Below are 26,825 nucleotides of genomic sequence, written 5' to 3'. Positions count from 1 at the left end.
CAGACCTTCAACGGCCGCCACCCGGTCGAGCTGATCGGCGGGGTGCGCTTTCCCGCCATCGGTGAACTGCCCTACCTGCTCACCCTGGCCGGACACGGCTTCTACTGGTTCCGGCTGCACGAGGAGCTGCACCCGCGCCGCCCGGCGGAACCCGACGTGCACCTCTGAAGGGACGTGACGCAATGTTGGAGACCGCTACGCAGTCACGCGGCGACCTCAGCCCCACGACGCTGCTCACCTCGCTCAACGGTGTGCTCCAGGAGTGGCTGCCCAAGCAGCGCTGGTTCGCGGGCAAGGGCCTGCCCATCACGGAACTGACCGTGGTGTCGATGACCGAGCTGCACCCGGGCTGCCTGCACCTGCTGATCCGTTCCCGGCACACCGGGGCACGCGACGGCTGCTATCAACTGCTCCTCGGCGTGCAGGAAGACCCGCCGCCCCGCCTCCGCCACGCCGTCATCGGCCGCCCCGGTGCGGGCCCCCTGCGGGGACTCACCGTGTACGACGCGCTCCACGAACCCCGGTCGGCCGCGCTGCTCCTCGAACGGCTCCGCACACCGGGCGCGGCAGGCCCTTTGCGCTTCGAACGCGACGGGCAGACCGAGGTGCCGACGGGGCTCACCCCCCGTGTCCTGGACGGCGAGCAGTCCAACACCTCACTGGTGTACGGGGATTCGTTCATCCTGAAGATCTTCCGTCGCATCCAGTACGGCATCAGCCCCGACCTGGAAGTTCCCTGGGCTCTGGGCCGCGAGGGCTGCGCCCGGGTACCCGCTCCCGTCGCCTGGTTCTGGACCGCCGAGCCGCGCAGAACGACACTCGGCGTGCTCCAGCCGTTCCTGCGCGACGCCACGGACGGCTGGACCATGGCCCTCGAAGCCCTGGCATCGGGCGGGGACTTCACCGACGAGTCGTACGAACTGGGGCGCGCCACCGCCGAAGTGCACCTGGCGCTCGCCCGGGTCTTCGCGCCCGATCACCCCGACCGGCAGGGAGGCCACCGGCTCGCATCCGCGATGATCACGCGCCTGGAGGCCACCGCCCGCCAGGTGCCGGCGCTCGTGCCCTACATGGCCCGCCTGAAGGCCGCGTACGGCGTCCTCGGGGCGCGTGTCCCTGGCCAACCCGACCAGCGGATCCACGGGGATCTGCACCTCGGGCAGGTCCTGTGGGCCCAAGACCGTTGGTTCGTCATCGACTTCGAGGGCGAACCGGCCCGCCCGATCGCCGAACGCAGGCGCACCCAGGCACCCGTGCGCGACATCGCGGGCATGCTCCGCTCCTTCGAGTACGCGGCCCACGCCCAACGCCCCTGGCAGCCCCAGTGGGCACAGCGCTGCCGGGAGGCCTACTGCGCCGGTTACGCCGCCGAGTCGGCCTGGGATCCGCGAAAGCAGGGCGCGCTCCTGCGGGCCTACGAGACGGACCGGGCGGTGTACGAGGCGCTGTACGAGGCCAGACACCGGCCGGACTGGCTGTCCGTTCCCATGGCCGCAATCGACCGTCTCGCGAAAGGCGCCTGAATCCGTGGTCACCGCCGATGTATCCGCACCCGCTCCCGCGGCCGCCCCGCACATCCCCCTGACCGAGGGGCCGCCGGAGCTCGACGCGGAGAGCCGCACACGCCTTCTGGCGGGCACGCACCACGACCCGCACTCCGTGCTCGGCGCACATCCGGTGACCGGTGGCGTGGCCTTCACGGTCCTGCGCCCGTACGCCCGGACGGTGGCGCTCGTCATCGGCGAGCAGACCACGGAGCTTGCCGATACGGGAGACGGCTTCTTCTCCTGCGTTCTGCCGCTCGAATCGATCCCCGAGTATGCGCTGCGGATCTCGTACGACGGCCAGGATGTCGAGCTCCAGGATTCCTACCGCTTTCTGCCCGCTCTGGGCGAACTCGATCTGCACCTGATCGGTGAGGGCAGACACGAGGAGTTGTGGACGGCCCTTGGCGCACACACGATGACCCACCAGGGCGTCGACGGCACCCGTTTCACGGTGTGGGCGCCCAACGCTCTCGGCGTGCGTGTGGTGGGGGACTTCAACTTCTGGGACGGCACCGGATTCCCGATGCGCTCGCTCGGCTCGGCCGGCGTATGGGAGCTGTTCGTCCCCGGCGTCGGCGAGAACGACCTCTACAAGTTCGCCATCACCCGCCCGGACGGGACACACACCCTGCGCGCGGACCCGATGGCCCGCCGGGCGGAGGTATCGCCCGCGACCGCCTCGGTGGTCACGCGGTCGAGCCATGTCTGGGCGGACGCGGAATGGATGGCACGCCGGGCGGAACGCCCCGTGGTCCGGTCCCCCTTCTCGGTGTACGAGGTGCACCTGCAGTCCTGGCGGGAGGGACTTAACTACCGGCAGCTCGCCGAGGAACTCACGGAGTACGTGGCCGACGCGGGCTTCACGCACGTGGAGTTCCTGCCGGTGGCCGAGCACCCCTTCGGCGGCTCGTGGGGCTATCAGGCCACCGGGCTCTACGCACCGACCTCCCGCATGGGCACGCCCGACGACTTCCGCCATCTGGTCGACACCCTGCACCAGGCGGGCATCGGCGTGATCGTCGACTGGGTGGCGGCGCACTTCCCCAAGGACGACTGGGCGCTTGCGGCCTTCGACGGGGAGCCGCTGTACGAGCCGCGGGACCCCCGGCGTGCCGAGCACCCCGACTGGGGCACTCTCACCTTCGACTTCGGACGCCGGGAAGTACGCAACTTCCTTGTGGCCAACGCGAGTTACTGGTGCGAGGAGTTCCACGTCGACGGGCTGCGGGTGGACGCGGTGGCCTCGATGCTCTACCTCGACTACTCGCGAGAGGAGGGCCAGTGGGCGCCCAACGAACACGGCGGCCGGGAGAACCTGGACGCTGTGGCCTTCCTGCAGGAGATGAACGCGACGGTCTACCGCCGCAATCCCGGGGTGGTCACCATCGCCGAGGAGTCGACGGCCTGGGACGGGGTCACGCGGGCCACTCATCACACCGGCGGCCCCGGGGGCTTCGGCGGCCTGGGCTTCGGCCTGAAGTGGAACATGGGCTGGATGCACGATTCCCTGGAGTACATCCAGCACGAACCGGTGCACCGGCAGTACCACCACAACGAGTTGACCTTCTCGATGGTCTACGCGTACAGCGAGAACTACCTCCTGCCGATCTCCCACGACGAAGTCGTGCACGGCAAGCGCGCGTTGGTGTCGAAGATGCCCGGCGACTGGTGGCAGCAGCGCGCCAACCACCGCGCCTACCTGGCCTACATGTGGGCCCACCCCGGCAAGAAGCTCCTCTTCATGGGCCAGGAGTTCGCCCAGGGCTCCGAATGGTCGCAGGAACACGGCCCGGACTGGGGACTTCTGGACGCGTCCTGTGCGGCCCAACCGGACCACGCAGGGGTGCAGCGGCTGGTGCGCGACCTCAACCACCGGTACCGGGCAGCCCCCGCCCTGTGGGAGCGGGACACGGACCCGGGCGGTTTCGCCTGGGTCGAGGCGGACGCGGCCGGGGACAATGTGGTGGCGTTCCTGCGGTACGCGGCCGACGGGACTCCGCTCCTGGCCGTCAGCAACTTCTCCCCGGTGGTCCGCCACGGCTACCCGCTCGGAGTGCCGCAAACGGCCGGCGCTTGGCGGGAGGCGCTCAACACCGACGCGGCCCCCTACGGCGGCGGCGATGTGCGCAACCCCGACACCCTGCAAGCGGTCCCGGAGCCCTTCGGGGCCTTTCCGGCCCGGCTTCACGTGACGCTTCCCCCGCTGGCCACGCTGTGGCTGTGTCCGGCGTGAGAGTGCCCCGATCCGGCCGGGCCCGACCGTTCCGTGGAGATCAAAAACACCTTGCCCGCCCCGCGGACCTCACGGATCATTGACCCGGCAGAGGTGACAGTTCAGGCAAAGGGGTCTCGCGTGGAAGCCACCCGGTTCTCCGTCCTCGACCGTTCCCGCACCCGCGAGGGGCACGACGGACCCGAGGCCCTGCGCGACACCGTGCGCCTGGCTCAGGAGCTCGAAAAGCTCGGCTACCACAGGTTCTGGGTGTCCGAACATCACGCGGTGCCCGGTGTCGCGGGCTCCGCGCCGACCGTCCTCGCCTCGGCCGTGGCCGCCGCGACGCGCACCATCCGGGTGGGCACCGGCGGCGTGATGCTGCCCAACCACCAACCCCTCGTCGTCGCCGAGCAGTTCGGGGTCCTCGAAGCGCTCTATCCCGGACGCATCGACATGGGGCTCGGCCGCTCGGTGGGCTTCACCGACGGGGTGCGCAAGGCGCTCGGCCGGGACAAGCACGACGCCGACGACTTCGCGGCGCAGCTCACCGAGCTCCTCGGCTGGTTCCGCGGCACGTCGGACACCGGAGCGCACGCCCGGCCCGCCGAAGGCCTGCGCGTCCCGCCGTTCGTCCTGGCCATCGGCGAGGGCGCCGCCATCGCGGCACGGGCCGGTCTCCCGATGGTCATCGGCGACATCAGGAGCCGCGAGAAGATGCTCCGCGGCATCGACCAGTACCGCGCATCGTTCCAACCCTCGGAGTGGTCCAGCGAGCCGTACGTCGTCGTCTCGGGCACCATCGCCGTCGCCGGGACACGCGAGGAGGCCCGCCGGCTGCTGATCCCGGAAGCCTGGTCGATGGCGTATTCACGCACCCATGGCACGTTCCCTCCCCTGCCGCCCGCCGAGCGCATCGAGTCACCGGCGACGGTGATGACCGAGAAGGAGCGCGGCTTCTACGAATCCGGTCTCCTCGGCCACATCCACGGCACGGAGGAGCAGGTGGCCGCCGACCTGGAGACGCTGATCAAGGAGAGCGGGGCGCAGGAAGTGCTGGTCACGACCAGTACGTACGACCGCGATGGCCTCCTGGACTCCTTCCGGCGGCTGTCCCGGGTCGCGGGTCTGGCCACGACCTAGAATCGTGGGGTTTGCCCCCGAGCCGCTCACGGAGTCCCCATGCACAGCCCTCATGATCCGTTCGTACGTGTCCGGGGCGCCCGCGAGCACAATCTGCGCAACGTCGACGTGGACGTCCCGCGTGACGTGCTCGCCGTCTTCACCGGTGTCTCCGGCTCCGGGAAGTCGTCGCTCGCCTTCGGGACGATCTACGCGGAGGCCCAGCGCCGCTACTTCGAGTCCGTCGCCCCGTACGCAAGGCGCCTGATCCATCAGGTGGGCGCGCCGAAGGTCGGGGAGATCACCGGGCTGCCCCCGGCGGTCTCGCTCCAGCAGCGCCGCTCGGCGCCCACCTCCCGCTCCTCGGTGGGCACGGTCACGAACCTCTCGAACTCGCTGCGCATGCTGTTCTCGCGCGCCGGCACCTATCCCGAGGGCGCCGAGCGGCTCGACTCGGACTCCTTCTCGCCCAACACGGCCGCCGGGGCCTGCCCGGAGTGCCATGGCCTGGGCCGTGTGCACCGCACCAGCGAGGAACTCCTGGTCCCGGATCCGTCCCTCTCCATCCGCGAGGGCGCGATCGCGGCCTGGCCCGGCGCCTGGCAGGGCAAGAACCTGCGGGACGTCCTGGACGCCCTGGGCCACGACGTCGACCGGCCGTGGCGCGAGCTGCCGCAGGCGGACCGGGACTGGATCCTGTTCACGGACGAGCAGCCCGTGGTGACGGTGCACCCGGTGCGGGACGCGGACCGCATCCAACGCCCCTACCAGGGAACGTACATGAGCGCCCGGCGCTATGTGATGAAGACGTTCTCGGACTCCAAGAGCCAGACCCTGCGCGCCAAGGCCGAGCGGTTCCTGGCGAGCGCCGACTGCCCGGCGTGCGGCGGCAGCAGGCTGCGCCCGGAGGCGATGGCGGTCACGTTCGCGGGCCGCACCATCGCCGATCTCGCCGCACTGCCCCTGTCGGAACTGGCCAAGGCCCTTGAGGGCAGAACGGGTTCGGAGGCGGCCCGTGTCCTGTCCGACGACCTCCTGGCCCGTATCGCCACCATCACCGAGCTGGGCCTCGGCTATCTGAGCCCGGACCGTGCCACGCCCACCCTCTCCGCGGGAGAGCTCCAACGGCTGCGTCTTGCGACCCAGTTGCGCTCCGGGCTCTTCGGTGTCGTGTACGTCCTGGACGAGCCGTCGGCCGGTCTGCACCCGGCGGACACCGAGTCCCTGCTGACCGTCCTGGACCGGCTCAAGGCGGCGGGCAACTCGGTCTTCGTCGTCGAGCACCATCTCGATGTCATGCGCCACGCGGACTGGCTCGTCGACGTGGGTCCGGACGCCGGTGAGCACGGCGGTCAGGTGCTGCACAGCGGCCCGGTGGCTGACCTGGAGGGCGTCACGCAGTCCGCGACGGCCCGTTTCCTCTTCGACCGCGAGCCCGCCCCGGTACGCGAGGTGCGTACCCCGCGCGGCTGGCTGAAGGTCGGGCCCGTGAGCCGGCACAACCTGCGCGACGCGACGGCCGAGTTCCCGCTGGGCGCCTTCACCGCGGTCACCGGTGTCTCGGGTTCGGGCAAGTCCACGCTCATCGGCGAGGTCACCGAGGACCTTGAGGGCGTGGGGCGTCTGGTGTGTGTCGACCAGAAGCCGATCGGCCGCACGCCCCGCTCCAATCTGGCCACCTACACCGGCCTCTTCGACGTCGTGCGCAAGGTCTTCGCGGCGACGGACGCGGCGCGGGAGCACGGATACGGCGTCGGGCGGTTCTCCTTCAACGTCGCGGGCGGGCGGTGCGAGACCTGTCAGGGCGAGGGATTCGTCAGCGTGGAGCTGCTCTTCCTGCCCAGTACGTATGCGCCGTGCCCCGACTGCGGGGGTGCGCGCTACAACCCCGAGACCCTCGAAGTGGCCTACCACGGACTGAACATCGCGCAGGTGCTCGATCTGACGGTGGAGGCTGCCGCGGAGTTCTTCGCGGACACCCCGGCCGTGGCCCGCAGCCTGCGGACGCTCCTGGACGTGGGGCTCGGCTATCTGCGCCTGGGGCAGCCGGCGACGGAGCTCTCGGGCGGCGAGGCCCAACGCATCAAGCTGGCGAGCGAGCTGCAGCGGGTCCGGCGCGGTCACACGCTCTACCTCCTGGACGAGCCGACGACCGGGCTGCACCCGGCCGACGTGGAGGTCCTGATGCGCCAGCTGCACGGCCTGGTCGACGCGGGCCACTCGGTGGTGGTCGTCGAGCACGACATGGCGGTGGTGGCGGGCGCGGACTGGGTGGTCGACATGGGCCCCGGCGGGGGCGACGAGGGCGGTCGCGTGGTCGCTTCGGGGCCGCCCGCGGTGGTGGCGGAGGCCGCGGCAAGCCGGACGGCGCTGTATCTGGCGCGGGCGGCGGCAGGGGGTCGCTGAGGTTGGTACGCACCAACTCCTTGACGGCGAACCGGAGTCTGCCTTAAATCAAGTACTGAACAAAGCGGCGGGGTTGATCACTCGCCGCGTTCAGTTCTCGACGTCGAGTTGTCATGCGCACGTCTTGACAGCCCGCGCGTCTGCCCCAGCACTACGCACCCCCCACTCTCTCGCCACCCCCACGTGAAGCGATGTGATGACAGTGCACACCTCTTGGCGCCGCCGTGCGGCGCTCTCCACGGTCGCCCTGGCCTGCTGCGCCTCGGCCCTGGCCGGACTCCCCTCCGGAGCGTCGGCGGCCCCCACCGCCTCTCCCGCCGGCGCCGCCGCGGCCGCCACCTTCACCGACGACTTCAACGGCGCCGCAGGCTCCGCGGTCGACGGCAGCAAGTGGCAGACCGAGACCGGCGACAACGTCAACAACCACGAGCGGCAGTTCTACACCTCGGGCAACAAGAACGCGGCCCTCGACGGCCAGGGCAACCTGGTCATCACCGCCCGCAAGGAGAACCCCGAGAACTACCAGTGCTGGTACGGCAAGTGTGAGTACACCTCTGCCCGGCTCAACACCTCGGGCAAGTTCACGCAGACGTACGGCCATGTCGAGGCCCGGATGAAGGTGCCGAAGGGACAGGGCATGTGGCCCGCGTTCTGGATGCTCGGCGCCGACATCGGCAGCGTCGGATGGCCCCAGAGCGGCGAGATCGACATCATGGAGAACGTCGGCTTCGAACCCGGCACCGTCCACGGCACCCTGCACGGCCCCGGCTACTCGGGCTCCGGCGGCATCGGCGCGGGCTACACGCTGCCCGGCGGCGAGGCGTTCTCGGACAAGTTCCACACCTTCGCGGTGGACTGGTCGCCGAACAAGGTCACCTGGTCCGTCGACGGCAACGTCTACCAGACCCGCACCCCGGCCGACCTGGGCGGCAAGCAGTGGGTCTTCGACAAGCCGTTCTTCGTGATCCTCAACCTCGCGGTCGGCGGCTACTGGCCCGGCGACCCTGACGGCAACACGACCTTCCCGCAGCAGCTCGTCGTCGACTACGTCCATGTGACCACCAACGACTGACCCGCACGGGCTAGTTGAGGCGCGCCAGCAGGTGCGCGGCCTCGCGGGTCGCCGGATACAGGTCCAGGTAGAGCCCGTAGAGGCGGTCATAGACGGTCGAGGCGGTCGCCTCCGGGGCGACCACCTCGACCGTCGGGTTCCAGTGCGCGATGTCGCCCGGCTCGGCGAGCCCGGCGCCGACCGCCGCGAGGAACGCGTCCCCGTACGCGGCGCCGATGGTGTGGCGCGGCAGGTGCTGCTCGCGCCCGGTCACGTCGGAGACGATCCGGGTCCACAGCGCACGGGCGCCGCCGCCGACCGCGACAAGACGGTCGGCGGCAGCGCCCGCCTCGGCCATGGCGGCGAGATTGTGCCGGACGCCGTACGCGGTGGCCTCCAGGGCGGCCCGGTAGAGGTGGCCGCGGCCGTGCCGCAGCGTCAGACCGTGCACGAGCCCCCGCGCGTCGGGGTCGAAGAGCGGGGTGCGCTCCCCCGCGAAGTACGGCAGCATCAGCAGGCCCTCCGCGCCGGGCGGCAACGCGGCCGCCTCCGCGGTCAGTTGCTCGTACGAGGTGCCGGTGAGGTCACGCAGCCACCCGGTGACCGCACCCGACGTCGCCATCCCCGCGGCCAGGCAGTACGTGCCGGGGAACGCGCCCGCCGTGCCCCACAGGTGCGGGCTGGTCAGCGGCTGCGGCTGGATGCCGACCAGGAACATCGTCGTGCCGTACATGAGCATGAGGTCACCGGGGGCGGCGACGCCGACACCGGCCGCCTCCGCCCAGGCGTCGACCGTGCCCGCGACGACGGGGGTGCCCGCCGGGAGGCCGGTGAGTGCCTCGGCGTCCCGGCTGACGGTGCCCACGACGTCGGAGGGCCAGACGAGCTCGGGCCACTGCAGGCCCGGTACGATCTCCTCGCAGCGCTCGCCGATCCAGGACCGGGCCGCCAGGTCGTACAGCGGGGTGCACTGGCTCGCCGAGTGATGGTCCAGGACGTACCGGCCGGTGAGGCGGTGCACGAGGAACGAACTGGCCATGTACCAGCGGCGGGTGGTCGCGTAGGCCGCCGGTTCGTGGCGGCGCAGCCACGCGAGCTTCGGACCGATCGCCTGGCTGGTGAGGGGCGAGCCGCAGCGGCGGATGATCTCATCGGGACCGTAGCGCTCGTCCTGCTCGGCGATCTCGGCCCCGGCCCGCGTGTCGACGCCGTACAAGATGGCCGGGCGGACCGGGGTGCCCGCTTCGTCGACGGGAAGCAGGCAGGGCCCGATGCCGCTGACGCCGACCGCCGCGAGCGCATCACCTGCGGGCAGCGCGGTCAGCAACTCCCTTGCCAGGGAACGGAAGTCGGCCCACCACACGCCCTCCGCGTCGTGCTCGAACCAGCCAGGGTGCGGCGTGGACGTGGTGTGCTCACGCTGCGCCGATGCGACGAGCGTGCCGTCGGGACGGACCAGGACGCCCTTGGAGGAGGACGTCCCGATGTCGACGCCGAGCAGGAGACCGGTGCGGGACAGGAGAGCATTACGGGACGGCGCGGTGGCGGAGGTCATGGCCACGGGATGCTACGGGACGATCGAGTCCACGTAACCGCCGTCCACCCGCAGCGCGCCGCCCGTCGTGGCGGAGGCCAGCGGGGAGCTGAGGTAGACCACCATGTGCGCGATCTCCTCCGGCTCGATGAGCCGCTGGATCAGGGACTGCGGGCGGTGCTTGACCATGAACTCGCGCTGCGCCTCGTCCCAGGGCAGCTCGGGATCGACCAGTTCGTACACGAAGTCCTCCACGCCGCCGGTGTGCGTGGGGCCCGCGATCACGGAGTTGACGGTCACGCCCGACCCGGCGGCCTCCTTGGCGAAGCCGCGGGAGACCGCGAGGAGCGCGGTCTTCGACGTGCCGTAGTGGATCATCTCGGCGGGGGTGACGAGCGCCGAGTCGCTGGCGATGTTCTGGATCCGCCCCCAGGAGCGGTCCTTCATTCCCGGCAGGTAGTGCCGGATCATACGGACGGCGGTCAGCACGTTGACCTCGAAGTAGCGGCGCCATTCGTCGTCGCTGATGTCGAGGGCCGGTGCGGAACCGAAGATGCCGAGGTTGTTGACGAGGATGTCCGTCCGGGGGACGGCCGCGAAGACCTGTTCGGCGCCTTCGTCGGTGGAGATGTCACCGGGCGCCCGGAGGAACTCGGCGGCGCCGTGCTCCCCCTTCAGCCGGTCGACGGCCTTGTCGACGGAGGCCGCGGTCCGTCCGTTGACGGCCACCGTGGCACCCGCCTTGGCCAGGCCGGCCGCGATGGCCGCCCCGATTCCCTGGGTCGATCCGGTGACGAGGGCGGTCTTGCCGGAGAGATCGACGAGCATGCTGTGTTACCTCCTGCTGTGGTGCGGATGGCTGGTCGCCCACGCTTGACCCCCGCCGTGTCCCCCGGCACCCAGTAGATCATTCGTGCGGGCTCGGCGGGTCGAACGTGGCCTCGGCCCGCCTCAGGCGGCGAGGGTCTGCCGCAGGGCGGCGAGACCGTCGCTGAAGATGCCGTGGAACAGGGCGACGACCTCGTCGTCGCTGACGCCCACCGGCTCGAAGACGCCGGACCACTCCACGCGGGAGGCGTCCTGTCCGGGCACCTCGTGCACCGCCAGGGTGGCCACGTAGTCGGTGGCGGGGAAGGGGGCCTGGAGGATGGAGTAGCTGTACGTGCGTGCCTTTTCGTCGAAGGTGAGGAGGCGCTCGATGATGACGCCGCCGTCCGCGCTCTTGAGGCTGCGCACGCGGCCGCCCTCGCTGGATTCGCTGACGGGGATGAACGGAAGCCAGTCGGGCAGCGCGTCGAAGCCGCCGATGAGCTGCCAGACACGGTCGGCCGGTACGGGGACCTCGATGGACGCGGAGGTGGTAGCCACGGGTTCTCCTTGAGGGGTGTGCGGGGTGAGTGGGGTGTACGGGGTCGGGAAGAGCGGGCGGTTGCGGGTCAGGCGGTGGGTACCGGCGCGTCCGCGGCGATCAGCTTCTCCGCGCGCAGGTCCGTCCAGAACGCGGCGGGGACCGTCTCACCGAGCGCGGCGACGTCCTCGGCGATGCGGCTGGGCTTGGTGGCGCCTGGGATGGCCGCCACCGTCGCCGGGTGGGCGAGGGAGAACTGCAGGGCGGCGGCCTTGATGCCGACGCCGTGGCGCTCGGCGAGGGCCTTGATGCGCTCGACCTTGGCGATGATCTCCGCGGGCGCCTCCTGGTATTCGAAGTGCCGGCCGCCCGCGAGGATGCCGGAGCTGTAGGGCCCGCCGACGACGATGTCGACGCCCCGGGCCTCGGCGGCCGGGAGCAGGCGCTGCAGGGCGCGGTCGTGGTCCAGGAGGGTGTAGCGGCCCGCGAGGAGGAAGGCGTCGGGCTTCGGCTCGTCCAGGTCGAGGGTGAGTTCGAGGGGCTCCACGCGGTTGACGCCCAGGCCCCAGGCCTTGATGACACCCTCGTCGCGCAGCCGGTCCAGGGTGCGGAAGGCACCCGTGCGGGCTGTCTCATAGGCGGCCAGCCATTCGTCGCCGTAGAAGTCCTGCGCGACATCATGCACCCATACGACGTCGAGCCGGTCCGTCCTGAGCCGCTTCAGGCTGTCCTCGATGGAGCGGAGGGTGGCGTCGGCCGTGTAGTCGTTGACCATCTTGTTCGGGCGGCCGTGCTCGAAGAGTCCGCCCTTCTCGCCGAGGTCGCGTGCGGCGGGGTCCTCGACCTCGTCCAGGATGACGCGGCCGACCTTGGTGCTCAGGACGTACTCGTCGCGGGGGTGACCCGCCAGGACGTCGCCGAGCCGGATCTCGGAGAGGCCCGCGCCGTAGAAGGGGGCCGTGTCGAAGTAGCGGATGCCCTGGTCCCAGGCGGCCTCGACGGTGGCCGCGGCCTCCTCGTCGGGGATGGCACGGAACATGTTGCCGAGCGGGGCGGTGCCGAAGCCGAGCGCTCCGGGAAGGAGGGACTTGATGCTCATGAGGGGTCCTCGCGGTGGTGGTTTTCCGACGGTTCCCTGTGGTTCGGGTGATCCGTCTGCCTTGCGAGTTCGAGGTTAGGATCGATGCTTGAGACTGTCCAAGACTCGCTTGGACACACTTGAGTCCTCTGAGGTCTTACATGCTTGACCTGCGACAACTCCGCTATTTCGTGGCCGTGGCCGAGACGGAACACGTCGGACGGGCGGCCGAGGCGCTGCACATCTCCCAGTCACCGCTCAGCCGCCAGATCGCCCAGCTTGAGAAGCAGCTCGGCCTCGCCCTGTTCGAGCGCAGCCAGCAGCGCATCCGCCTCACCTCCGACGGCCGGGTCTTCCTCAGCGAGGCGCGCGCCCTGCTGCGGCACGCGGACCGCCTGGAGAACCTCGGCCTGCGGCTCGGCCGCGGCGAGGAGGGCGGCCTCTGCATCGGATACGTGGGCGACGCCATGCACACCGGCGTCCTGCCCGGCGCACTGCGCACCCTTCAGGAACAACGCCCCGGAATCCATGTCGCCCTCTACAGCCTGCCCACGGCGGAGCAGTTCGAGGGCCTGCGCCAGCGCAGCCTGGACATCGCCCTGGTCCAGGAGCCACCCGCGCGGGACGACCCCGATCTCCTCGCCGCGCCCCTGCTCGAAGACCCCCTGCTGCTGGCGCTGCCTGCCGCCCATCCGCTCGCCGCGCAGGCCGAGTTGACGCCTTCCGATCTGGACGGCCAGGCATGGATCGCGGTCGAGAACTCCCGGGATCCCGCCTGGCGCGACACCTTCCTCGCCTCGTGCGTGGCGTCCGGCTTCACCCCGGACATCCGCCTCGACGCCGCCGAGCCGCTCACCGCACTCGGTCTGGTCGCCTCCGGTCTCGGCCTCGCGCTCATCCAGCGGAGCATGGTACGGGGCACGACGGACGGCGTCGCCGTGCGCGAACTGCCCTGGCACAAGGCGTCCGTTCACCTGTGGGCGGCGTGGCACACCATCGACCTGCGGCCGGTGGTGGCCTCCTTCCGCGAGACGGTCCTGGCGAGCGGCGAGATCGACGGCAGCATCGACGGCGGCATCGGCACCGACATCGGCTGACGCCGCCCGCTCACTCCCAGTACGACTTGCGCAGCGAGGACTTGGCCAGCTTCCCGGTGGGCGTCCGGGGCAGCGAATCCGCGAAGTCCACGGAACGCGGCGCCTTGTAGTGAGCAAGGCGCTCCCGTACGAACTCGACCAGCTCACGCTCCAGTTCGGGCCCCGCGGTCACGCCGTCGGCCGGCTGCACCACGGCCTTGACCGCCTCCCCCATCTCCGCGTCCGGCACCCCTATCACCGCGACGTCCGCGACCGCGGGATGCAGCACGAGACAGTCCTCGGCCTCCTGCGGATAGACGTTCACGCCACCCGAGATGATCATGAAGGCCTTGCGGTCGGTGAGGAAGAGATAGCCGTCCTCGTCGACGTGCCCGATGTCCCCGGTGGTGGTCCAGTTCGGATGCGCCGGGTGCTGCGCCTCTCGGGTGCGCTCACCGTCGCCGTGGTAGGTGAAGGGCACCTCGTCGCGCTCGAAGTAGACGATGCCGGTCTCGCCGCTCGGCAGCAGATCGCCCGCCTCGTCGCAGATCCGCAGTTCGCCCAGGAATCCGTCCTTGCCCACGGAGCCGGGCTTGCGCAGCCACTCCTCGGGCGAGATGAACGTGATGCCGTTGCCCTCCGTCGAGGAGTAGTACTCGTACAGAACGGGCCCCCACCACTCCAGCATCCGCTGCTTGACCTCGACGGCGCAGGGGGCGGCGGCATGGATGGCGATCTTCATCGAGGACAGGTCGTAGCGCTCGCGCACCTCGGCGGGCAGCTTCAGCATCCGGATGAACATGGTCGGCACCCACTGGCTGTGCGTGACCTGGTGGCGCTCGACGGCCGCCAGGGCGCCCTCCGCGTCGAAGGCGTCCATGAGCACGACCGTGCCGCCGAGGGCCGTGACGACTCCGCAGAATCTGAGGGGCGCCGCGTGGTAGATCGGGGCGGGCGAGAGGTAGACGGTCTCCTCGCCGAAGCCGTACATGGCCTGGAAGATCAGCACGTAGGTGCTCGGATCGTCGCGCACGTCACCTTCGGGCAGCGCGGGCTGGATGCCCTTGGGGCGGCCGGTGGTGCCGGAGGAGTAGAGCATGTCGGTGCCGCGCGGCTGGTGGGCGGGCGGCTGCGCGGAGGCGGACTCCAGGGCCTTCTCGTACGATCCGTCGTCCAGGCCGAGCAGGACCGGCGGGCCGCCCGCCAACTCCACCACCGCCGAACCCAGTTCGGCGAGCGAGCCGGAGATGATCAGCGCCTTCGCCCCGCAGTCGCGGACGATGTAGGCGGCCTCGTCCGTCGAGAGGTGGTGATTGACGGCCGTGAGATAGAGGCCGGAGCGCAGCGCCGCCCAGTACACCTCCAGGGCGCGCGGGTCGTTGTCGCTGAGCAGGGCGAAGTGGTCGCCCCGACGCAAGCCTGCGGCCCGCAGATGATCCGCGAGCCGCAGGGAGCGTTCTTCGAGTTGTCCGTAGGTGAGGGTCCGTGTGCCGTCGGCGGTGACGACGGCCGTCCTGGCGGGGTCGTACGCTCCGGGATGCATGCGGCGAAGCTACGCGCCCCGCAGGGGCGCGGGGAACTGCGCGACCAGCCACAAACGACCCGCAGGTCCCAACAGCCCCACGCAGTACCTAGCGACTCACCTTCCGGGTGGCCCGCAACCACTCCTTGTTCATCGCAGAGATGGACGGCAGCGGAATGCCCTTCGGGCAGGCAGTAGCGCACTCACCGGTGAGCGTGCAGCCACCGAACCCCTCCTCGTCCATCTGCGCCACCATGTCAAGCACACGCGTCTCCCGCTCGGGAGCACCCTGCGGCAGAACACCCAGGTGGTTGACCTTCGCCGAAGTGAACAGCATGGCCGAGCCGTTGGGGCAGGCGGCGACGCAGGCGCCGCACCCGATGCACTCCGCGTGCTCGAAGGCGAAGTCCGCGTCCGGCTTCGGCACGGGCGCCGCGTGCGCCTCGGGGGCGGCGCCGGTCGGGGCGCTGATGTAGCCGCCGGACTGGATGATCCGGTCGAAGGACGAGCGGTCGACGACCAGGTCCTTGACGACCGGGAAGGCGGCGGCGCGCCACGGCTCGACGTCGATCGTGTCGCCGTCCTTGAAGGACCGCATGTGCAGCTGACAGGTGGTGGTGCGCTCGGGCCCGTGCGCGTCGCCGTTGATGACGAGCGAGCACGCGCCGCAGATGCCCTCGCGGCAGTCGTGGTCGAAGGCGACGGGGTCGTCGCCCTTGACGATGAGTTCTTCGTTGAGGGTGTCCAGCATCTCCAGGAAGGACATGTCGGAGGAGATGCCGTCCACCTCGTAGGTGGACATGGCGCCTTCGGCGTCGGTGTTCTGCTGGCGCCAGACGCGCAGGGTGAGCTTCATGCGTAGCTCCGCTGGGTGGGGTGGACGTACTCGAAGACGAGGTCTTCCTTGTGGAGGGTGGGAGCCTCACCGGTGGCCGTGAACTCCCAGGCGGCGGCGTAGCCGAACTCCTCGTCGTGGCGAGCTGCTTCGCCGTCCGGCGTCTGCGACTCCTCGCGGAAGTGGCCGCCGCAGGACTCGGCGCGGTGCAGGGCGTCGAGGCACATCAGCTCGGCGAGTTCCAGGTAGTCGACGATGCGGTTCGCCTTCTCCAGGGACTGGTTGAACTCCTCGCCGGTGCCGGGCACCTTGAGGCGGCGCCAGAACTCCTCGCGGATCTGCGGGATGCGTTCAAGGGCCTTGCGCAGACCCGTCTCCGTACGGGCCATGCCGCAGAACTCCCACATCAGTTCGCCGAGTTCACGGTGGAAGGAGTCGGGCGTGCGGTCGCCGTCGACGGCCAGGAGGCGGGTGATGCGATCGGTGGTCTCGTCGAGCACCTCACGGACGGCGGGGTGTTCGTCGTCGACCTCGTCGTGGTGCGGGTTGCGCGCGAGGTAGTCGTTGATCGTCGACGGCAGCACGAAGTAGCCGTCGGCCAGGCCCTGCATCAGGGCCGACGCGCCGAGGCGGTTCGCGCCGTGGTCGGAGAAGTTGGCCTCGCCGACCGCGAACAGGCCGGGGACGGTGGTCTGGAGGTCGTAGTCGACCCAGAGTCCGCCCATCGTGTAGTGCACGGCGGGGTAGATGCGCATCGGCGTCTTGTACGGGTCCTCGTCGGTGATCCGCGCGTACATGTCGAAGAGGTTGCCGTACTTGGCCTCGACCGCCTTCTTGCCCATGCGCTTGATGGCGTCGGCGAAGTCGAGGTAGACGCCCTGGCCGCCCGGGCCCACTCCCCTGCCCTCGTCGCACACGTTCTTAGCGGCGCGCGAGGCGATGTCGCGGGGCACGAGGTTGCCGAAGGAGGGGTAGATGCGCTCCAGGTAGTAGTCGCGCTCGTCCTCGGGGATCTTGTTGGCCGGGCGGTCGTCGCCCTGTGCCTTGGGGACCCAGATGCGGCCGTCGTTGCGCAGCGACTCGCTCATCAGCGTCAGCTTCGACTGGTGGTCGCCGGTGCGCGGGATGCACGTGGGGTGGATCTGCGTGAAGCAGGGGTTGGCGAAGTAGGCGCCGCGCCGGTGCGCACGCCAGATCGCCGTGGCGTTGGAGTTCATGGCGTTCGTCGACAGATAGAAGACGTTGCCGTAGCCGCCGGATGCCAGGACGACCGCGTCGGCGTAGTACGTCTCGATCTTGCCGGTGATCAGGTCGCGGGCGACGATGCCGCGGGCGCGGCCGTCCACCACGATGACGTCCAGCATCTCCGTGCGCGGGTGCATCTCGACGTTGCCGGCCGCGATCTGCCGTGAGAGCGCCTGGTAGGCGCCGAGGAGGAGCTGCTGTCCCGTCTGGCCGCGCGCGTAGAACGTGCGGGAGACCTGTACGCCGCCGAAGGAGCGGGTGTCGAGGAGGCCGCCGTACTCGCGGGCGAAGGGCACGCCCTGCGCGACGCACTGGTCGATGATCTCCACCGAGATCTGCGCCAAGCGGTGGACGTTGGACTCGCGGGCCCGGAAGTCGCCGCCCTTGACGGTGTCGTAGAAGAGGCGGTGGACGGAGTCGCCGTCGTTGCGGTAGTTCTTCGCGGCGTTGATGCCGCCCTGCGCGGCGATCGAGTGGGCGCGGCGCGGAGAGTCCTGGTAGCAGAACTGCACGACGTGGTAGCCCTGTTCGGCCAGCGTGGCGCCCGCGGAGCCGCCCGCGAGGCCGGTGCCGACGACGATCACGGTGTGCTTGCGCCGGTTGGCGGGGTTGACCAGCTTGGCCTCGAAGCGGCGGGTGTCCCAGCGCTCGGCGACGGGACCTGCGGGGGCCTTGGTGTCGACGACCGGCTCCCCGGTCGCGTACTCGGCGTACTCACGCGAGGAGTGCTCACGGGAGGCACGGGAATCACTGGAGGAATTCATCTGCTAGCTCACCACTCCGGTCATGACGGCCACGGGGACGACGACGAAGCCCGCCGTCAGGACGAACGCGACGCCATTGGCGATGATCTTGAGGGCGCGGTCGCGGGTCGCCTTGCCCGCGCCGAGGGTCTGCGCGGCGCTCCAGAGGCCGTGGCGCACGTGGAAGCCGAGGGCGACGACGGCGACGATGTAGATGACGTTGCCGTACCACGTGGAGAACGTGTCGATGATGTTCTGGTACGGGTGCAGGTGCTCGTAGCCGCCCGGGTGCACGGTGCCGGTCGTCAGGTCCAGGATGTGCCAGACGATGAACAGGGCGAGGATGATGCCGCCCCAGCGCATCGTGCGCGTGGCGAAGCTCTTGCCCGCCTTCTTGTTGACGTACTTGGCGGGGCGCGCCTTGATGTCGCGGCGGCTGAGCTGGTAGGCGGAGACGGCGTGCGCGACCACGGCGACGACGAGCACGACGCGGATCAGCCAGAGCGTCCACTCGTAGTGCATGAAGGGCTCGCCGACCGTGCGCAGCCAGTGGGCGTAGTGGTTGAGCTCCTCGGGCCCGAAGAAGATCTTCAGGTTTCCGATCATGTGGGCGATCAGGTAGAGCAGCATGATCAGGCCGCTCACGGCCATCACTGTCTTCTTGCCGACGGACGAGTCCCAGATCGTGCGCGTCATCGACGACCGTTTTCGGTCCGTCCGCGTTGCCAGAGCCATGGGACCGACGCTAAGGCCGAAGGTCCCGATCGGTCCAAGAGATGGATCAGCTCATCTCGATAGCGGTTGGCTATCATCGGCCGTACCCTGCCGTATATGCAGTTCCAGCAGCTCCATTACTTCGTCGCGGTGGCCGAGACCAGGCATTTCACCCGGGCCGCCGAGCAGGTGCACGTCTCGCAGCCCTCGCTCTCCCAGCAGGTCCGCGCCCTGGAGAAGGAACTGGGCGCCGAGCTGTTCAGCAGGGCCCGCGGCAACATCGCGCTGACCGACGCGGGCGAGGCGCTGCTCCCGCTGGCCCGGCGCATCCTCGCGGACGCCGACACCGCGCGCATCGAGGTCCAGGAGCTGGCCCAGCTGCGCCGCGGCCGTATCCGCCTGGGCGCGACGCCCAGCGTCTGCACGGGTCTGCTGCCCGAGGTGCTCCGCGCGTTCCACGACCGGCACCCCGGCATCCAGCTCCTCCTGGAGGAAAGCGGCTCCCACGACCTCGTACGGGAACTGGCGCGCGGCGCCCTTGACCTGGCCGTCGTCGTGCTCCCGCTGCCCAGCCCGTCGCCCGCCCTGACCACCGTGGAGCTGCTGCGTGAGGACCTGGTGGTGGTGTCGTCGCCGGACGCGCGGGGATTCGGCGGCAAGAGCGTCCGGGTCGCGGATCTGCAGCGGGAGCGCCTGGTGATGTTCCGGCACGGCTACGACCTGCGGGAGCTGACGGTCGCCGCCTGCCGGGCCGAGGGCTTCGAGCCGGAGTTCGCGGTCGAGGGCGGCGAGATGGACGCGGTGCTCGGCTTCGTGCAGGCGGGGCTCGGGGTCGCCGTCGTGCCGCGCATGGTGGCCGAGCGCGCCGGGCGCGGGCTGCGGATGACGCCGCTTGCCCGGCCTGCCCTGCACCGGACGATCGCGCTGGCGCACCGCAGCGATGTGGCTCCGCCACGGGCTGCGCGGGAGTTGCAGCGGATGCTGCTTGAGCGGCGCTGAGGTTTCGTTCTCAGCCGCGGCCCGGCGGGGGCCGAGCGCGCAGTTCCCCGCGCCCCTTACGGGGCGTCGAAGCTGAGCGCCCCTTAGGGGCGCGGGGAACTGCGCGGCCAGCCCCCACCGGGCCCGCAGATGCCTACCGGGCGGAAGGCAGACCGCCGGTCCGGGGATCGCGGATCGTCAGGCAGTACGTGCCCCCGGCAGGATCCCGCATCACGATCCAGTGCGGCCCTCGCCCCACCACCTCGGCGCCGAGACCTTCGTGGCGAACGGCGTCCGCGTCGAGGTCCGAACAGGAGAAGTCCAGGTGCGCCCCAGCGGGCCCCGCGTCCAAGCGCTGCAGCAGGATCCGGATCGGCAGCCGCGGCGTCGGCTCGACGAGGTGGAACTCCGGGCGCGAGCCCGGCCGGTCGGACCACCCCGTGAAGGCCGGCCAGAACGCCTTCTCCGCCTCCCACACCGACGGCGGCACATCCAGGCACACCTGGTCGAGGCGGCTCGTGGTCCCGTCGGACGCGGTCAGCGGCTCAGGGCGTACGTGCTCGCCCTCCCACCGCACCACGCAGAACAGCTGCCCGCCCGGCGAGCGCAGGACCTCAAGGCCCTCTTCCGCGAAGACCGGGGTGGCTCCGAGCGCGCGGGCCCGGCGCGCCTCGGCGGGGACGTCCTCCACGGCGAAGTCGAGGTGTGCCCCGCCGGGTCCGTCGACCGCCTGCGCCTTCAGAAAGGCGTCCGCCCCGTCCGGCAGCAGCGTCACGAACTGGTCGTCCTCGCCCCTGAACGCGGAGAGCCGCGTTCCGGTGACCGCCGACCAGAAGGCATGGGCCTGCGCGAACCGATCCTTGGGCCGGTCCACAAAGGCGTACACCCAATGAATCTCGCCGTCAGGCACCTTCGTACTCCTCAGCTCGTAGCGTCGGCGAGTGCCAGCTCGTGCAGCTGGTCCGGCGGGCCCGGCCGTGCGTAGTACCAGCCCTGCGCCGTGTCGCAGCCCAACTCTCGCAGCTGATCCGCCTGGTGGCCCGTCTCGACACCCTCGACCGTGACCGCGAGGTCCAGGCTGTGGGCGAGCGCGACGATCCCCTCGACGATCTTCAGGTCGACGGGGTCGGCGGGGAAGTGCTGCATGCCCTGCGTGAAGGAGCGGTCGAGCTTGAGGACACTCACCGGCAGGCGGCGCAGATTGGCGAGGTTGGAGTAACCCGTGCCGAAGTCGTCGAGCGCGATGTCCACGCCCATCTCGGCGAGCCGGCGCAGCGGCTTGAGCAGGTCGTCGTCGGCGCCGATCAGCGCGGACTCGGTCACTTCCAGGCACAGCGCGCCCGGTTCGAGCCCGGCGCGCTCCAGGATCTCCACCGTGTCCGACACCAGGTTGGGGTGGGTCAGCTGCATGGGCGAGAGGTTCACGTTCACGCGCAGCGGCCCGGCGTCCTTGTGCCGTGACTCCCAGGTGCGGGCCTGGCGAACCGATTCCTCAAGGACCCAGCGTCCCAGCGGAACGATCAGACCGGTGTGCTCGGCGAGCGGAATGAACCGGTCGGGGCCGATGATGCCGTGCTGCGGATGCAGCCACCGCACAAGCGCCTCGGCACCGCGCACGCTGCCGTCGCCGAGATGCACGAGGGGCTGGTACTCGATGAAGAACTCACCGCGGTCCAGAGCGGCGGGCAGCGCGGTGGTCAGGCCGTGCCGGGTGATGGCGCGGGCGTCGGCCTCGGGGTCGGCGAGCTCGAAGCGGTTGCCGCCCGCGGACTTCGCGCGGTACATCGTGATGTCGGCGCTGCGAAGCACCTCCGCCGCACCGCGCTCCCCGGCCGGGCCCTCGACGATGCCGATGCTGCCGCGCACGGTCAGTTCGCGGCCCTCGACGCGGATGGGCGTGGAGAGCGCGTGCATGATGCGTCCGGCGAGGTCGTCCACCTCGACCTCGGTGTCGCGGCCGGTGGTCAGTGCCACGAACTCGTCGCCGCCGAGCCGCGCGACCATCTCGCCGGGCGCCGTGGCACAGGACTGGAGCCGGTCGGCGACCTCGACGAGGAGCCGGTCGCCCGCCGCGTGCCCGAGGCTGTCGTTGACGGTCTTGAAGCCGTCGAGGTCGAGGTAGCAGAGCCCGAACCGAGCGCCGTCGCCCGCCGCGAGGGCCTTCTCCAGGCGCTCGAAGAACAGCGTCCGGTTCGGCAGACCGGTGAGCGCGTCGTGCGTGGCCTCGTAGCGAAGGCGCAGATTGAGCAGGCGGCGTTCGGTGGTGTCCTCCATCAGCGCCAGTTGGTACTGCGGGACTCCGTCCGCGTCACGCAGCAGCGAGACGGTCAGGTTGGTCCACAGGACGGTGCCGTCGGGCCGGTAGAACGCCTTCTCCACGCGGTAGTGCTCGCGCTCGCCGCGCACCAGCTCTTCGTAGAACTTCCATACGTGGGGGGAGTCGTCGGGGTGCGTCCACTCCGCTACGTTGCGTCCGCGCACCTGGTTCTCCAGGCCGCCGAACATGCGGATCAGCGCGTCGTTCACCTCGAGGACCGTGCCCGTGAGGTCGGCGATGCCGATGCCGATCGCCGCGCCGTGGAAGACGGCACGGAAGCGTGCCTCGCTCGCGTGCAGGGCTTCGGCGACGGCGCTGCGGGCGCTCAGGGCGGCCCCCGATATCGCCTCCTGCTCGGCGAGGGTCCGCTCCCGCAGGGCGGCGGCGAACCCCGCGGCCAGGGCATGCTGCAGGCGCGCGGACCGGGCCCGCAGTTCCTCGCGCGGGCCCTCGTCCCCGCAGTACAGGACCAGGTAGGCGTCCACGCAGTCGAGGGTGCGGCTCAGCGCCTCGGGGTCGGTGCAGTGCGTTCCGACGAGTGCCGCGCCGATCGCCTGGCCCTCGGCGGCCTCGAAGACCCGCTCGTGCAGGGCCGTGCGCAACCTGTGGGCCAGCGGCACCAGTTGCTGCTCGAACTCGGGACGGGTCAGCGAGGTCGCCGTCACCGGGAAGATGGCGCGGCTCCATATGGTGGCAAACCTGCGCACTCTGCCCTCGGGCCCGTCGGGCTCCCCGCTCATGCCCTGCGCCCCACGCCGGCGAACCCGGAGAAGGTAGCTGGATCCTCTTCCTCGGGTGCGGTCTCGGGCCGCCAGCGCGGCATCGGCACGAGGCCGGGTTCCACCATGTCGTATCCCTCGAAGAACCGCGCGATCTCGTCGCGCGAGCGCATGATCAGTGGATTGCGGATGTCCTTGTAGACGCCGACGACCTGACCGGCCTGCTCGGCGGGGATCGGCATCCCTTCGTGCGTAGCGTGCGTGAGGACGATCAGGCTGCCGGGCGCGGTTGCGTCCCGCAGCTCGGCGACCGCTGTGTAGGGATCGTACGCGTCCTCCACGAAATGCAGGACGGCGACGAGGAGAACGGCCACCGGACGGTCGAGGTCAAGGAGTCCGTTGACCTCCGAACTGCCCAGAATGTCCAGCGGCTTGCGCAGATCCCCGGCGACGGCGATCGCCTTCTCGTTGCCCTCGAGCACGGCCCGGCCGTGCGCGACGGCCACCGCGTCGTGGTCGACGTAGACCACACGCGCATCGGGGTCCGCCTGCTGCGCGACCTCGTGGACATTGCCGAAGGTGGGAATGCCCGAACCGATGTCGAGGAACTGGGTGATGCCCTGGTCCACGGCGAAACGCACAGCTCGGCGCATGAAGGCACGATTCGCCTGCATGATCTTGGGCAACCCCGGCATGACCTCCATGGCCCGGCGGGCAGCGTCCCGGTCGACCTCGAAGTTGTGCGAACCGCCCAGGTAGTAGTCGTAGATGCGGGACACGCTGGGCATCGTGATGTCGATGCCCTGCGGGGCCCAGGCGGGACGCTCCATCAGGACTCCAAGACGTAGGCGAGACGAGCCGGTGTTCGAAGTGAGGCTACTGATCGTCTGCCAAGGGAGCGAGTCAAAACGGAAATTGACCGTCCGTTCTCGGTCACTGCCTGTGGCAAGTGCCGAATTTCCACCCAAAAAACCGGTCCGTTCCTTGCCCCTGAGGGAAAAGAACGGACCGGTCGACCGAACGCGAGGTACTGGGTACTGAGGTACTTCTGACGGGACCCCCTTTCTGTACAGATTTCTACTTCGGCGCGCCGACGGGCTTTCCGTCAGGGCCTGCGGCGTACCAAGTGCCGCCCACACCCTGACCATTGGTGTCACCGGGCTTCTTGTCACCGGAGAACGTGTACATCGGCCAGCAGTCGATCGTCTGCTGCTGCACTCCGTCGGGGCGGTCGAAGACGACGAAGCCCTTCTTGAGAATGCCCTTGGTGTCGTTCTTCTGGACGGGCGGAACCACCGGCCACTTCTCGAGGCAGGCGCCGGTGCACGCGGTCTTCATCGGCCAGGCGGAGTCCTTGGTGAAGCGGTAGACGGTCATGCCGTTCTTGTCGACGACGATCTCCCCGAGTTTGGGGTCCTTGCGGGTGGAGAGCCCTGCCGGGTCGACCGGAGCCGTGTCGGCGGGCGGCTGCGCCTCGTCGGCCGCGGGCGCGGCCTTCTTGCCGTCGGGGGCCGCCGCGTACCAAGTGCCGCCCACACCCTGGCCCTTGGCGTCGCCGGCCTTGGTGTCCTTGGCGTAGCGGTACATCGGCCAGCCGTCGATGGTCAGCTGCTTGCTGCCGTCGGTCCGGGTGACCTCGCCGAGCAGGGACTTGTCCACGCCGGGCGGGGCCGCTGCGCCCTCGGGCGACGCTACGGGCCAGGTGGTGGCGCAGGCGCCGTCACAGTTCGACTTGGGGGGTTCGGCGGTGTCCTTGTCGAAGCGGTAGAGCGTACGGCCCTCGCTGTCGGTGACGACCTTGCCGAGCTTCTTGCTGTCCCACACGGCGAGTTGACCGGCGGCCTTCGCCTTGCCCGCCCCCTCCTTCGCGTCACCCGTGTCGGCCCCGTATCCGTCACCCGCTCCGTACCCGTCGCTCTTGGCAGGGGCCTGGTTGCCCACGTTCTGTCCGTTCGGCGACTGGTCCCCCTGTTCCTGACCGCACGCCGTCGTCAGCGCCAGCATGGCCGCAGCTGTCGCTACGAGCGAGGCGCTCCGCCAGGTCTTCATGTTCGACTCCCGCTGTCCCTTGGGTAACGCGGCGCTGAGTGCGTCACGCATGGCCCTAGGTACGGGTGCGAACGGCCGGTGCGTTCAACCGGCGTTCAAGATTCTTTTGTTCGTCAAGCTCGCGCCCGGCGTCTCCTTCCTTCGGGTTGCAGGAGGCCCGCGGCGGCGTGGCAGCGCGACATGCTGCCCATGATCCTTGACGTGCATGGATCCACGAAGGCCCCATCCGGCCTGGTCACACGCTTATCCGCGGCTCTGGTGCTGGCCTGGCTGCTCGGCTCGCCCGCGGCTGCCGCGGCGCCGGCCACCGCGCCCGCCGACAACTGCGCCTACGCCTCGATCGGTGACGCTCCCGGCGGTGACTCGGTGGCGGTCGCCGGCGACGGCGTGGTCTGCAGGGCAAGTCCCACACACCGCCCCAAGCCTCCGCCGCCGCCCCCGCCACCGCCACCACCACCGCCCGCTCCGGCCCCGCCGCCACGCCCTGAGCCACCGGCGCCCGAGCCGCCACCCCCGCCACCGCCGCCGCCGCCCGCGCGTCCGACCCTTGCCGAGCCCGCGCCGCCCGCGCCGCCCCCGCCGCCACCGCCTCCGTCACCCAGCCCCAAACCGAAGCCCGCCCCTGCTCCCAAGGCCGCCCCGGCTCCGGTGAGTTACCCCTCGTATCGCGCCGCTCCGCGCAATCCGCCGCCCCGCAGCGGCCCGTCCCTGGTCTCGCTCACCCTGCTCGTCACCGCGCCCGCGGTGCTCGCCGTCGCCGCACTGCGGCCTCGCTGACCGTCGGAGGTCCCATGTCGGAATGGCTTGTTCTCACCCTCGCGATGGCGGCCGCGTGCGGCGTCGTCCTGATCGTCACCTTCCTGCGGCACCGCAGGACCAGCCCGGATTTCGACGCTTCGGAGACCCCGGACGTCATCGAGTACATGACCATGATGATCGGCGTCGTGTATGCCATCGTCCTTGGTCTGGCCATCGCCGGCGTCTGGGAGGCCCGCAGCGTCGCCCAGGACCATGTGCACGCCGAGGCCCAGGCGTTGCACGAAGTTTCCGAGCGGGCGCGGGTCTATCCGACCGAGGTCCGCGAACGTATTCGCACGGATGTACACGCTTATGTCAGCCATGTCGTCACCACCGAGTGGGACTCCATGGCCGACCGCGGCGAACTCACCGACCGCGGGGCCGAGCTCCTCACCCGGGTACGCCACGACGTCACCGACTACCAGCCCAAGTCCGACTTCGAGGCGCAGGCTTACCAGCCACTCGTCGACGCGGTCGCGGCAGCCTCCGACGCGCGCAACTCCCGTGGCGACAGCGCGGGGGCCACCATGCCGGGGGTCGTCTGGTTCGGCCTGATCACCGGGGGTCTCGTCACCATCGGCATGATCTTCATGCTGCAGATCCGCCGCACCCCGCGCGAACTCATCCTCGCGGGGCTGTTCTCGGCCTTGATCGCGTTCCTGCTCTTCCTCATCTGGGACTTCGACGCCCCCTACAGCCGAGGGGTCGCGGCCACGCCGGAACCGTTCCGCGCGCTCTTCGACAACCTGGGCAGCTGAGGCATGAGGGCCGCCCCGCACTCAAAACTGTTGCGGGGCAGCCCTTCTGATGGTCAATCACCGATGATCGAGGCGACCTGGGTGAGCGATTCGATCCGCCAGTCCGCGGCCTCGACGACGCTCGGATCGTCGGCCCACCAGTGGCCCCAGGGGCCGCGCCGGATGTGCGCCGCCCTGAGTCCCGCCGCCTTCGCCGGGAAGATGTCGTTCGCGGGGTGATCGCCGACGTACAGCGTCCGCTCCGGCTCGGCCTGAGCCGCCTCGATCACCCTGGCGAAGAACGACGGTTCCGGCTTCGCCACGCCCCACTCCCCCGAGGTGACGACGAGATCGGCGGGCAGGTCGAGGCGGCGCAGCAGCTCACCCACGCGAGCCGTCTGGTTGCCCGCGATGACCACGCGCAGCCCCTGTTTGCGCAGCCCGCCGAGAGCGGGACGCACATCGGGGTACAGGTCGGTCTCGGCGAGGTGCTCACCGCGCCCTGCGACCTCGCGGGCGTGGTGGGCGGCGGCGACATCTATGTCCGGGCTCAGCAGCCGCAGCGCTTCTGTGTTGTCGCGGCCCCGCGTGACGACACCTCCCACGAGCGCGGAGACGGTGTGACGGGGCACGCCGAGCCAATCGGCCCAGGATGCCCAGTAGCGGTCATCTTTGGTGAGGGTCTCCCCTACGGCGAACACGACGGTCTCAATCATCGGGCTCAGCCTATGGGTCCACCGGGCTCCACGGGCTGCCTGACCCGCGCCTGTCAGGGGGTTTACGTGTCCGCCGTC

Annotated in this window: 23 protein-coding genes; 10 read left to right on the top strand and 13 right to left on the bottom strand. The window is 70.2% G+C overall.

The window, feature by feature from the left end; all coding sequences use genetic code 11:
* The 6 genes from ACWFR3_RS28060 to ACWFR3_RS28035 all read left to right on the top strand — a co-directional run.
* Nucleotides 1-168 (top strand): alpha-glucosidase C-terminal domain-containing protein (locus ACWFR3_RS28060; RefSeq protein WP_453737421.1); only part of this gene is annotated, 168 nt, incomplete at its 5' end.
* 14 nt (nucleotides 169-182) lie between these two features.
* Entirely contained in the window at nucleotides 183-1,523 is a 1,341-nt protein-coding gene (locus ACWFR3_RS28055; RefSeq protein ID WP_453737414.1) for a maltokinase N-terminal cap-like domain-containing protein, read from the top strand.
* Nucleotides 1,524-1,575: 52 nt separating this feature from the next.
* Nucleotides 1,576-3,780 (top strand): 1,4-alpha-glucan branching enzyme, encoded by a 2,205-nt coding sequence (gene glgB, locus ACWFR3_RS28050; RefSeq protein ID WP_453737420.1) that lies wholly within the window; start codon nucleotides 1,576-1,578, stop codon nucleotides 3,778-3,780.
* A gap of 120 nt (nucleotides 3,781-3,900) precedes the next feature.
* Complete coding sequence (locus ACWFR3_RS28045; RefSeq protein WP_453737413.1) at nucleotides 3,901-4,902, top strand: LLM class flavin-dependent oxidoreductase; 1,002 nt, start codon at nucleotides 3,901-3,903, stop codon at nucleotides 4,900-4,902.
* Between the two features lie 39 nt (nucleotides 4,903-4,941).
* The gene (locus tag ACWFR3_RS28040) at nucleotides 4,942-7,287 is read left to right on the top strand and encodes an ATP-binding cassette domain-containing protein (protein ID WP_453737412.1); all 2,346 of its coding nucleotides are present in this window, start codon (nucleotides 4,942-4,944) and stop codon (nucleotides 7,285-7,287) included.
* Nucleotides 7,288-7,483: 196 nt separating this feature from the next.
* On the top strand, nucleotides 7,484-8,359 hold the full coding sequence (locus ACWFR3_RS28035; RefSeq protein WP_453737411.1) for a glycoside hydrolase family 16 protein: 876 nt from the start codon (nucleotides 7,484-7,486) through the stop codon (nucleotides 8,357-8,359).
* A gap of 10 nt (nucleotides 8,360-8,369) precedes the next feature.
* Here ACWFR3_RS28035 and ACWFR3_RS28030 read toward each other — a convergent pair whose 3' ends face one another.
* From ACWFR3_RS28030 to ACWFR3_RS28015, 4 genes are all read right to left on the bottom strand, one after another.
* Nucleotides 8,370-9,893, bottom strand: coding sequence for an FGGY-family carbohydrate kinase (locus ACWFR3_RS28030; RefSeq protein WP_453737410.1), 1,524 nt, complete (start codon nucleotides 9,891-9,893; stop codon nucleotides 8,370-8,372).
* A gap of 12 nt (nucleotides 9,894-9,905) precedes the next feature.
* Nucleotides 9,906-10,700, bottom strand: a complete 795-nt coding sequence (locus ACWFR3_RS28025; protein WP_453737409.1) for an SDR family NAD(P)-dependent oxidoreductase — start codon at nucleotides 10,698-10,700, stop codon at nucleotides 9,906-9,908.
* Nucleotides 10,701-10,823: 123 nt separating this feature from the next.
* Nucleotides 10,824-11,240 carry an SRPBCC family protein gene (locus tag ACWFR3_RS28020; protein ID WP_453737408.1) on the bottom strand — a complete coding sequence of 139 codons (417 nt, stop codon included), beginning with the start codon at nucleotides 11,238-11,240 and terminating at the stop codon, nucleotides 10,824-10,826.
* 68 nt (nucleotides 11,241-11,308) lie between these two features.
* Nucleotides 11,309-12,319: an aldo/keto reductase gene (locus ACWFR3_RS28015; protein WP_453737407.1), complete on the bottom strand. Its 1,011-nt coding sequence runs from the start codon at nucleotides 12,317-12,319 to the stop codon at nucleotides 11,309-11,311.
* A gap of 140 nt (nucleotides 12,320-12,459) precedes the next feature.
* Between ACWFR3_RS28015 and ACWFR3_RS28010 the strand changes: the two genes are divergently transcribed.
* Nucleotides 12,460-13,395, top strand: coding sequence for a LysR substrate-binding domain-containing protein (locus ACWFR3_RS28010; protein WP_453737406.1), 936 nt, complete (start codon nucleotides 12,460-12,462; stop codon nucleotides 13,393-13,395).
* Nucleotides 13,396-13,405: 10 nt separating this feature from the next.
* On the opposite strand, the gene ACWFR3_RS28005 is transcribed toward ACWFR3_RS28010, so the two are convergent.
* The 4 genes from ACWFR3_RS28005 to ACWFR3_RS27990 all read right to left on the bottom strand — a co-directional run bounded on the left by ACWFR3_RS28005 (nucleotide 13,406) and on the right by ACWFR3_RS27990 (nucleotide 18,415).
* Nucleotides 13,406-14,917 carry an acyl-CoA synthetase gene (locus ACWFR3_RS28005; protein WP_453737405.1) on the bottom strand — a complete coding sequence of 504 codons (1,512 nt, stop codon included), beginning with the start codon at nucleotides 14,915-14,917 and terminating at the stop codon, nucleotides 13,406-13,408.
* An 88-nt stretch (nucleotides 14,918-15,005) separates the two neighbouring features.
* Nucleotides 15,006-15,752: a succinate dehydrogenase/fumarate reductase iron-sulfur subunit gene (locus ACWFR3_RS28000; RefSeq protein WP_453737404.1), complete on the bottom strand. Its 747-nt coding sequence runs from the start codon at nucleotides 15,750-15,752 to the stop codon at nucleotides 15,006-15,008.
* The gene (locus ACWFR3_RS27995; protein ID WP_453737403.1) at nucleotides 15,749-17,740 is read right to left on the bottom strand and encodes a fumarate reductase/succinate dehydrogenase flavoprotein subunit; all 1,992 of its coding nucleotides are present in this window, start codon (nucleotides 17,738-17,740) and stop codon (nucleotides 15,749-15,751) included. Before ACWFR3_RS27995 ends, ACWFR3_RS28000 begins: the two co-directional genes overlap by 4 nt.
* A gap of 3 nt (nucleotides 17,741-17,743) precedes the next feature.
* On the bottom strand, nucleotides 17,744-18,415 hold the full coding sequence (locus ACWFR3_RS27990) for a succinate dehydrogenase (RefSeq protein ID WP_453737419.1): 672 nt from the start codon (nucleotides 18,413-18,415) through the stop codon (nucleotides 17,744-17,746).
* Between the two features lie 135 nt (nucleotides 18,416-18,550).
* Between ACWFR3_RS27990 and ACWFR3_RS27985 the strand changes: the two genes are divergently transcribed.
* Nucleotides 18,551-19,432 (top strand): LysR family transcriptional regulator, encoded by an 882-nt coding sequence (locus ACWFR3_RS27985; RefSeq protein WP_453737402.1) that lies wholly within the window; start codon nucleotides 18,551-18,553, stop codon nucleotides 19,430-19,432.
* A gap of 133 nt (nucleotides 19,433-19,565) precedes the next feature.
* Here ACWFR3_RS27985 and ACWFR3_RS27980 read toward each other — a convergent pair whose 3' ends face one another.
* From ACWFR3_RS27980 to ACWFR3_RS27965, 4 genes are all read right to left on the bottom strand, one after another.
* Nucleotides 19,566-20,321 (bottom strand): VOC family protein, encoded by a 756-nt coding sequence (locus ACWFR3_RS27980; protein WP_453737401.1) that lies wholly within the window; start codon nucleotides 20,319-20,321, stop codon nucleotides 19,566-19,568.
* An 11-nt stretch (nucleotides 20,322-20,332) separates the two neighbouring features.
* The gene (locus tag ACWFR3_RS27975) at nucleotides 20,333-22,468 is read right to left on the bottom strand and encodes a putative bifunctional diguanylate cyclase/phosphodiesterase (RefSeq protein ID WP_453737400.1); all 2,136 of its coding nucleotides are present in this window, start codon (nucleotides 22,466-22,468) and stop codon (nucleotides 20,333-20,335) included.
* Nucleotides 22,465-23,277 carry an SAM-dependent methyltransferase gene (locus ACWFR3_RS27970; protein ID WP_453737399.1) on the bottom strand — a complete coding sequence of 271 codons (813 nt, stop codon included), beginning with the start codon at nucleotides 23,275-23,277 and terminating at the stop codon, nucleotides 22,465-22,467. The genes ACWFR3_RS27975 and ACWFR3_RS27970 overlap by 4 nt, the downstream gene beginning before the upstream one ends.
* Nucleotides 23,278-23,524: 247 nt before the next feature.
* Nucleotides 23,525-24,496 (bottom strand): SCO0930 family lipoprotein, encoded by a 972-nt coding sequence (locus ACWFR3_RS27965; RefSeq protein ID WP_453737418.1) that lies wholly within the window; start codon nucleotides 24,494-24,496, stop codon nucleotides 23,525-23,527.
* A gap of 201 nt (nucleotides 24,497-24,697) precedes the next feature.
* Here ACWFR3_RS27965 and ACWFR3_RS27960 point away from each other — a divergent pair, with 201 nt between their 5' ends.
* Entirely contained in the window at nucleotides 24,698-25,273 is a 576-nt protein-coding gene (locus tag ACWFR3_RS27960) for a hypothetical protein (RefSeq protein WP_453737398.1), read from the top strand.
* 14 nt (nucleotides 25,274-25,287) lie between these two features.
* Nucleotides 25,288-26,052: a bestrophin-like domain gene (locus ACWFR3_RS27955; RefSeq protein WP_453737397.1), complete on the top strand. Its 765-nt coding sequence runs from the start codon at nucleotides 25,288-25,290 to the stop codon at nucleotides 26,050-26,052.
* A 53-nt stretch (nucleotides 26,053-26,105) separates the two neighbouring features.
* Here the strand turns inward: ACWFR3_RS27955 and ACWFR3_RS27950 are convergent, their stop codons facing one another.
* On the bottom strand, nucleotides 26,106-26,747 hold the full coding sequence (locus ACWFR3_RS27950; protein ID WP_453737396.1) for an HAD family hydrolase: 642 nt from the start codon (nucleotides 26,745-26,747) through the stop codon (nucleotides 26,106-26,108).
* Between the last annotated feature and the right edge of the window lie 78 nt (nucleotides 26,748-26,825).

The sequence above is a fragment of the Streptomyces sp. NPDC055189 genome, from assembly GCF_053606765.1.
This window is presented reverse-complemented; position numbering and strand designations above follow the sequence as displayed.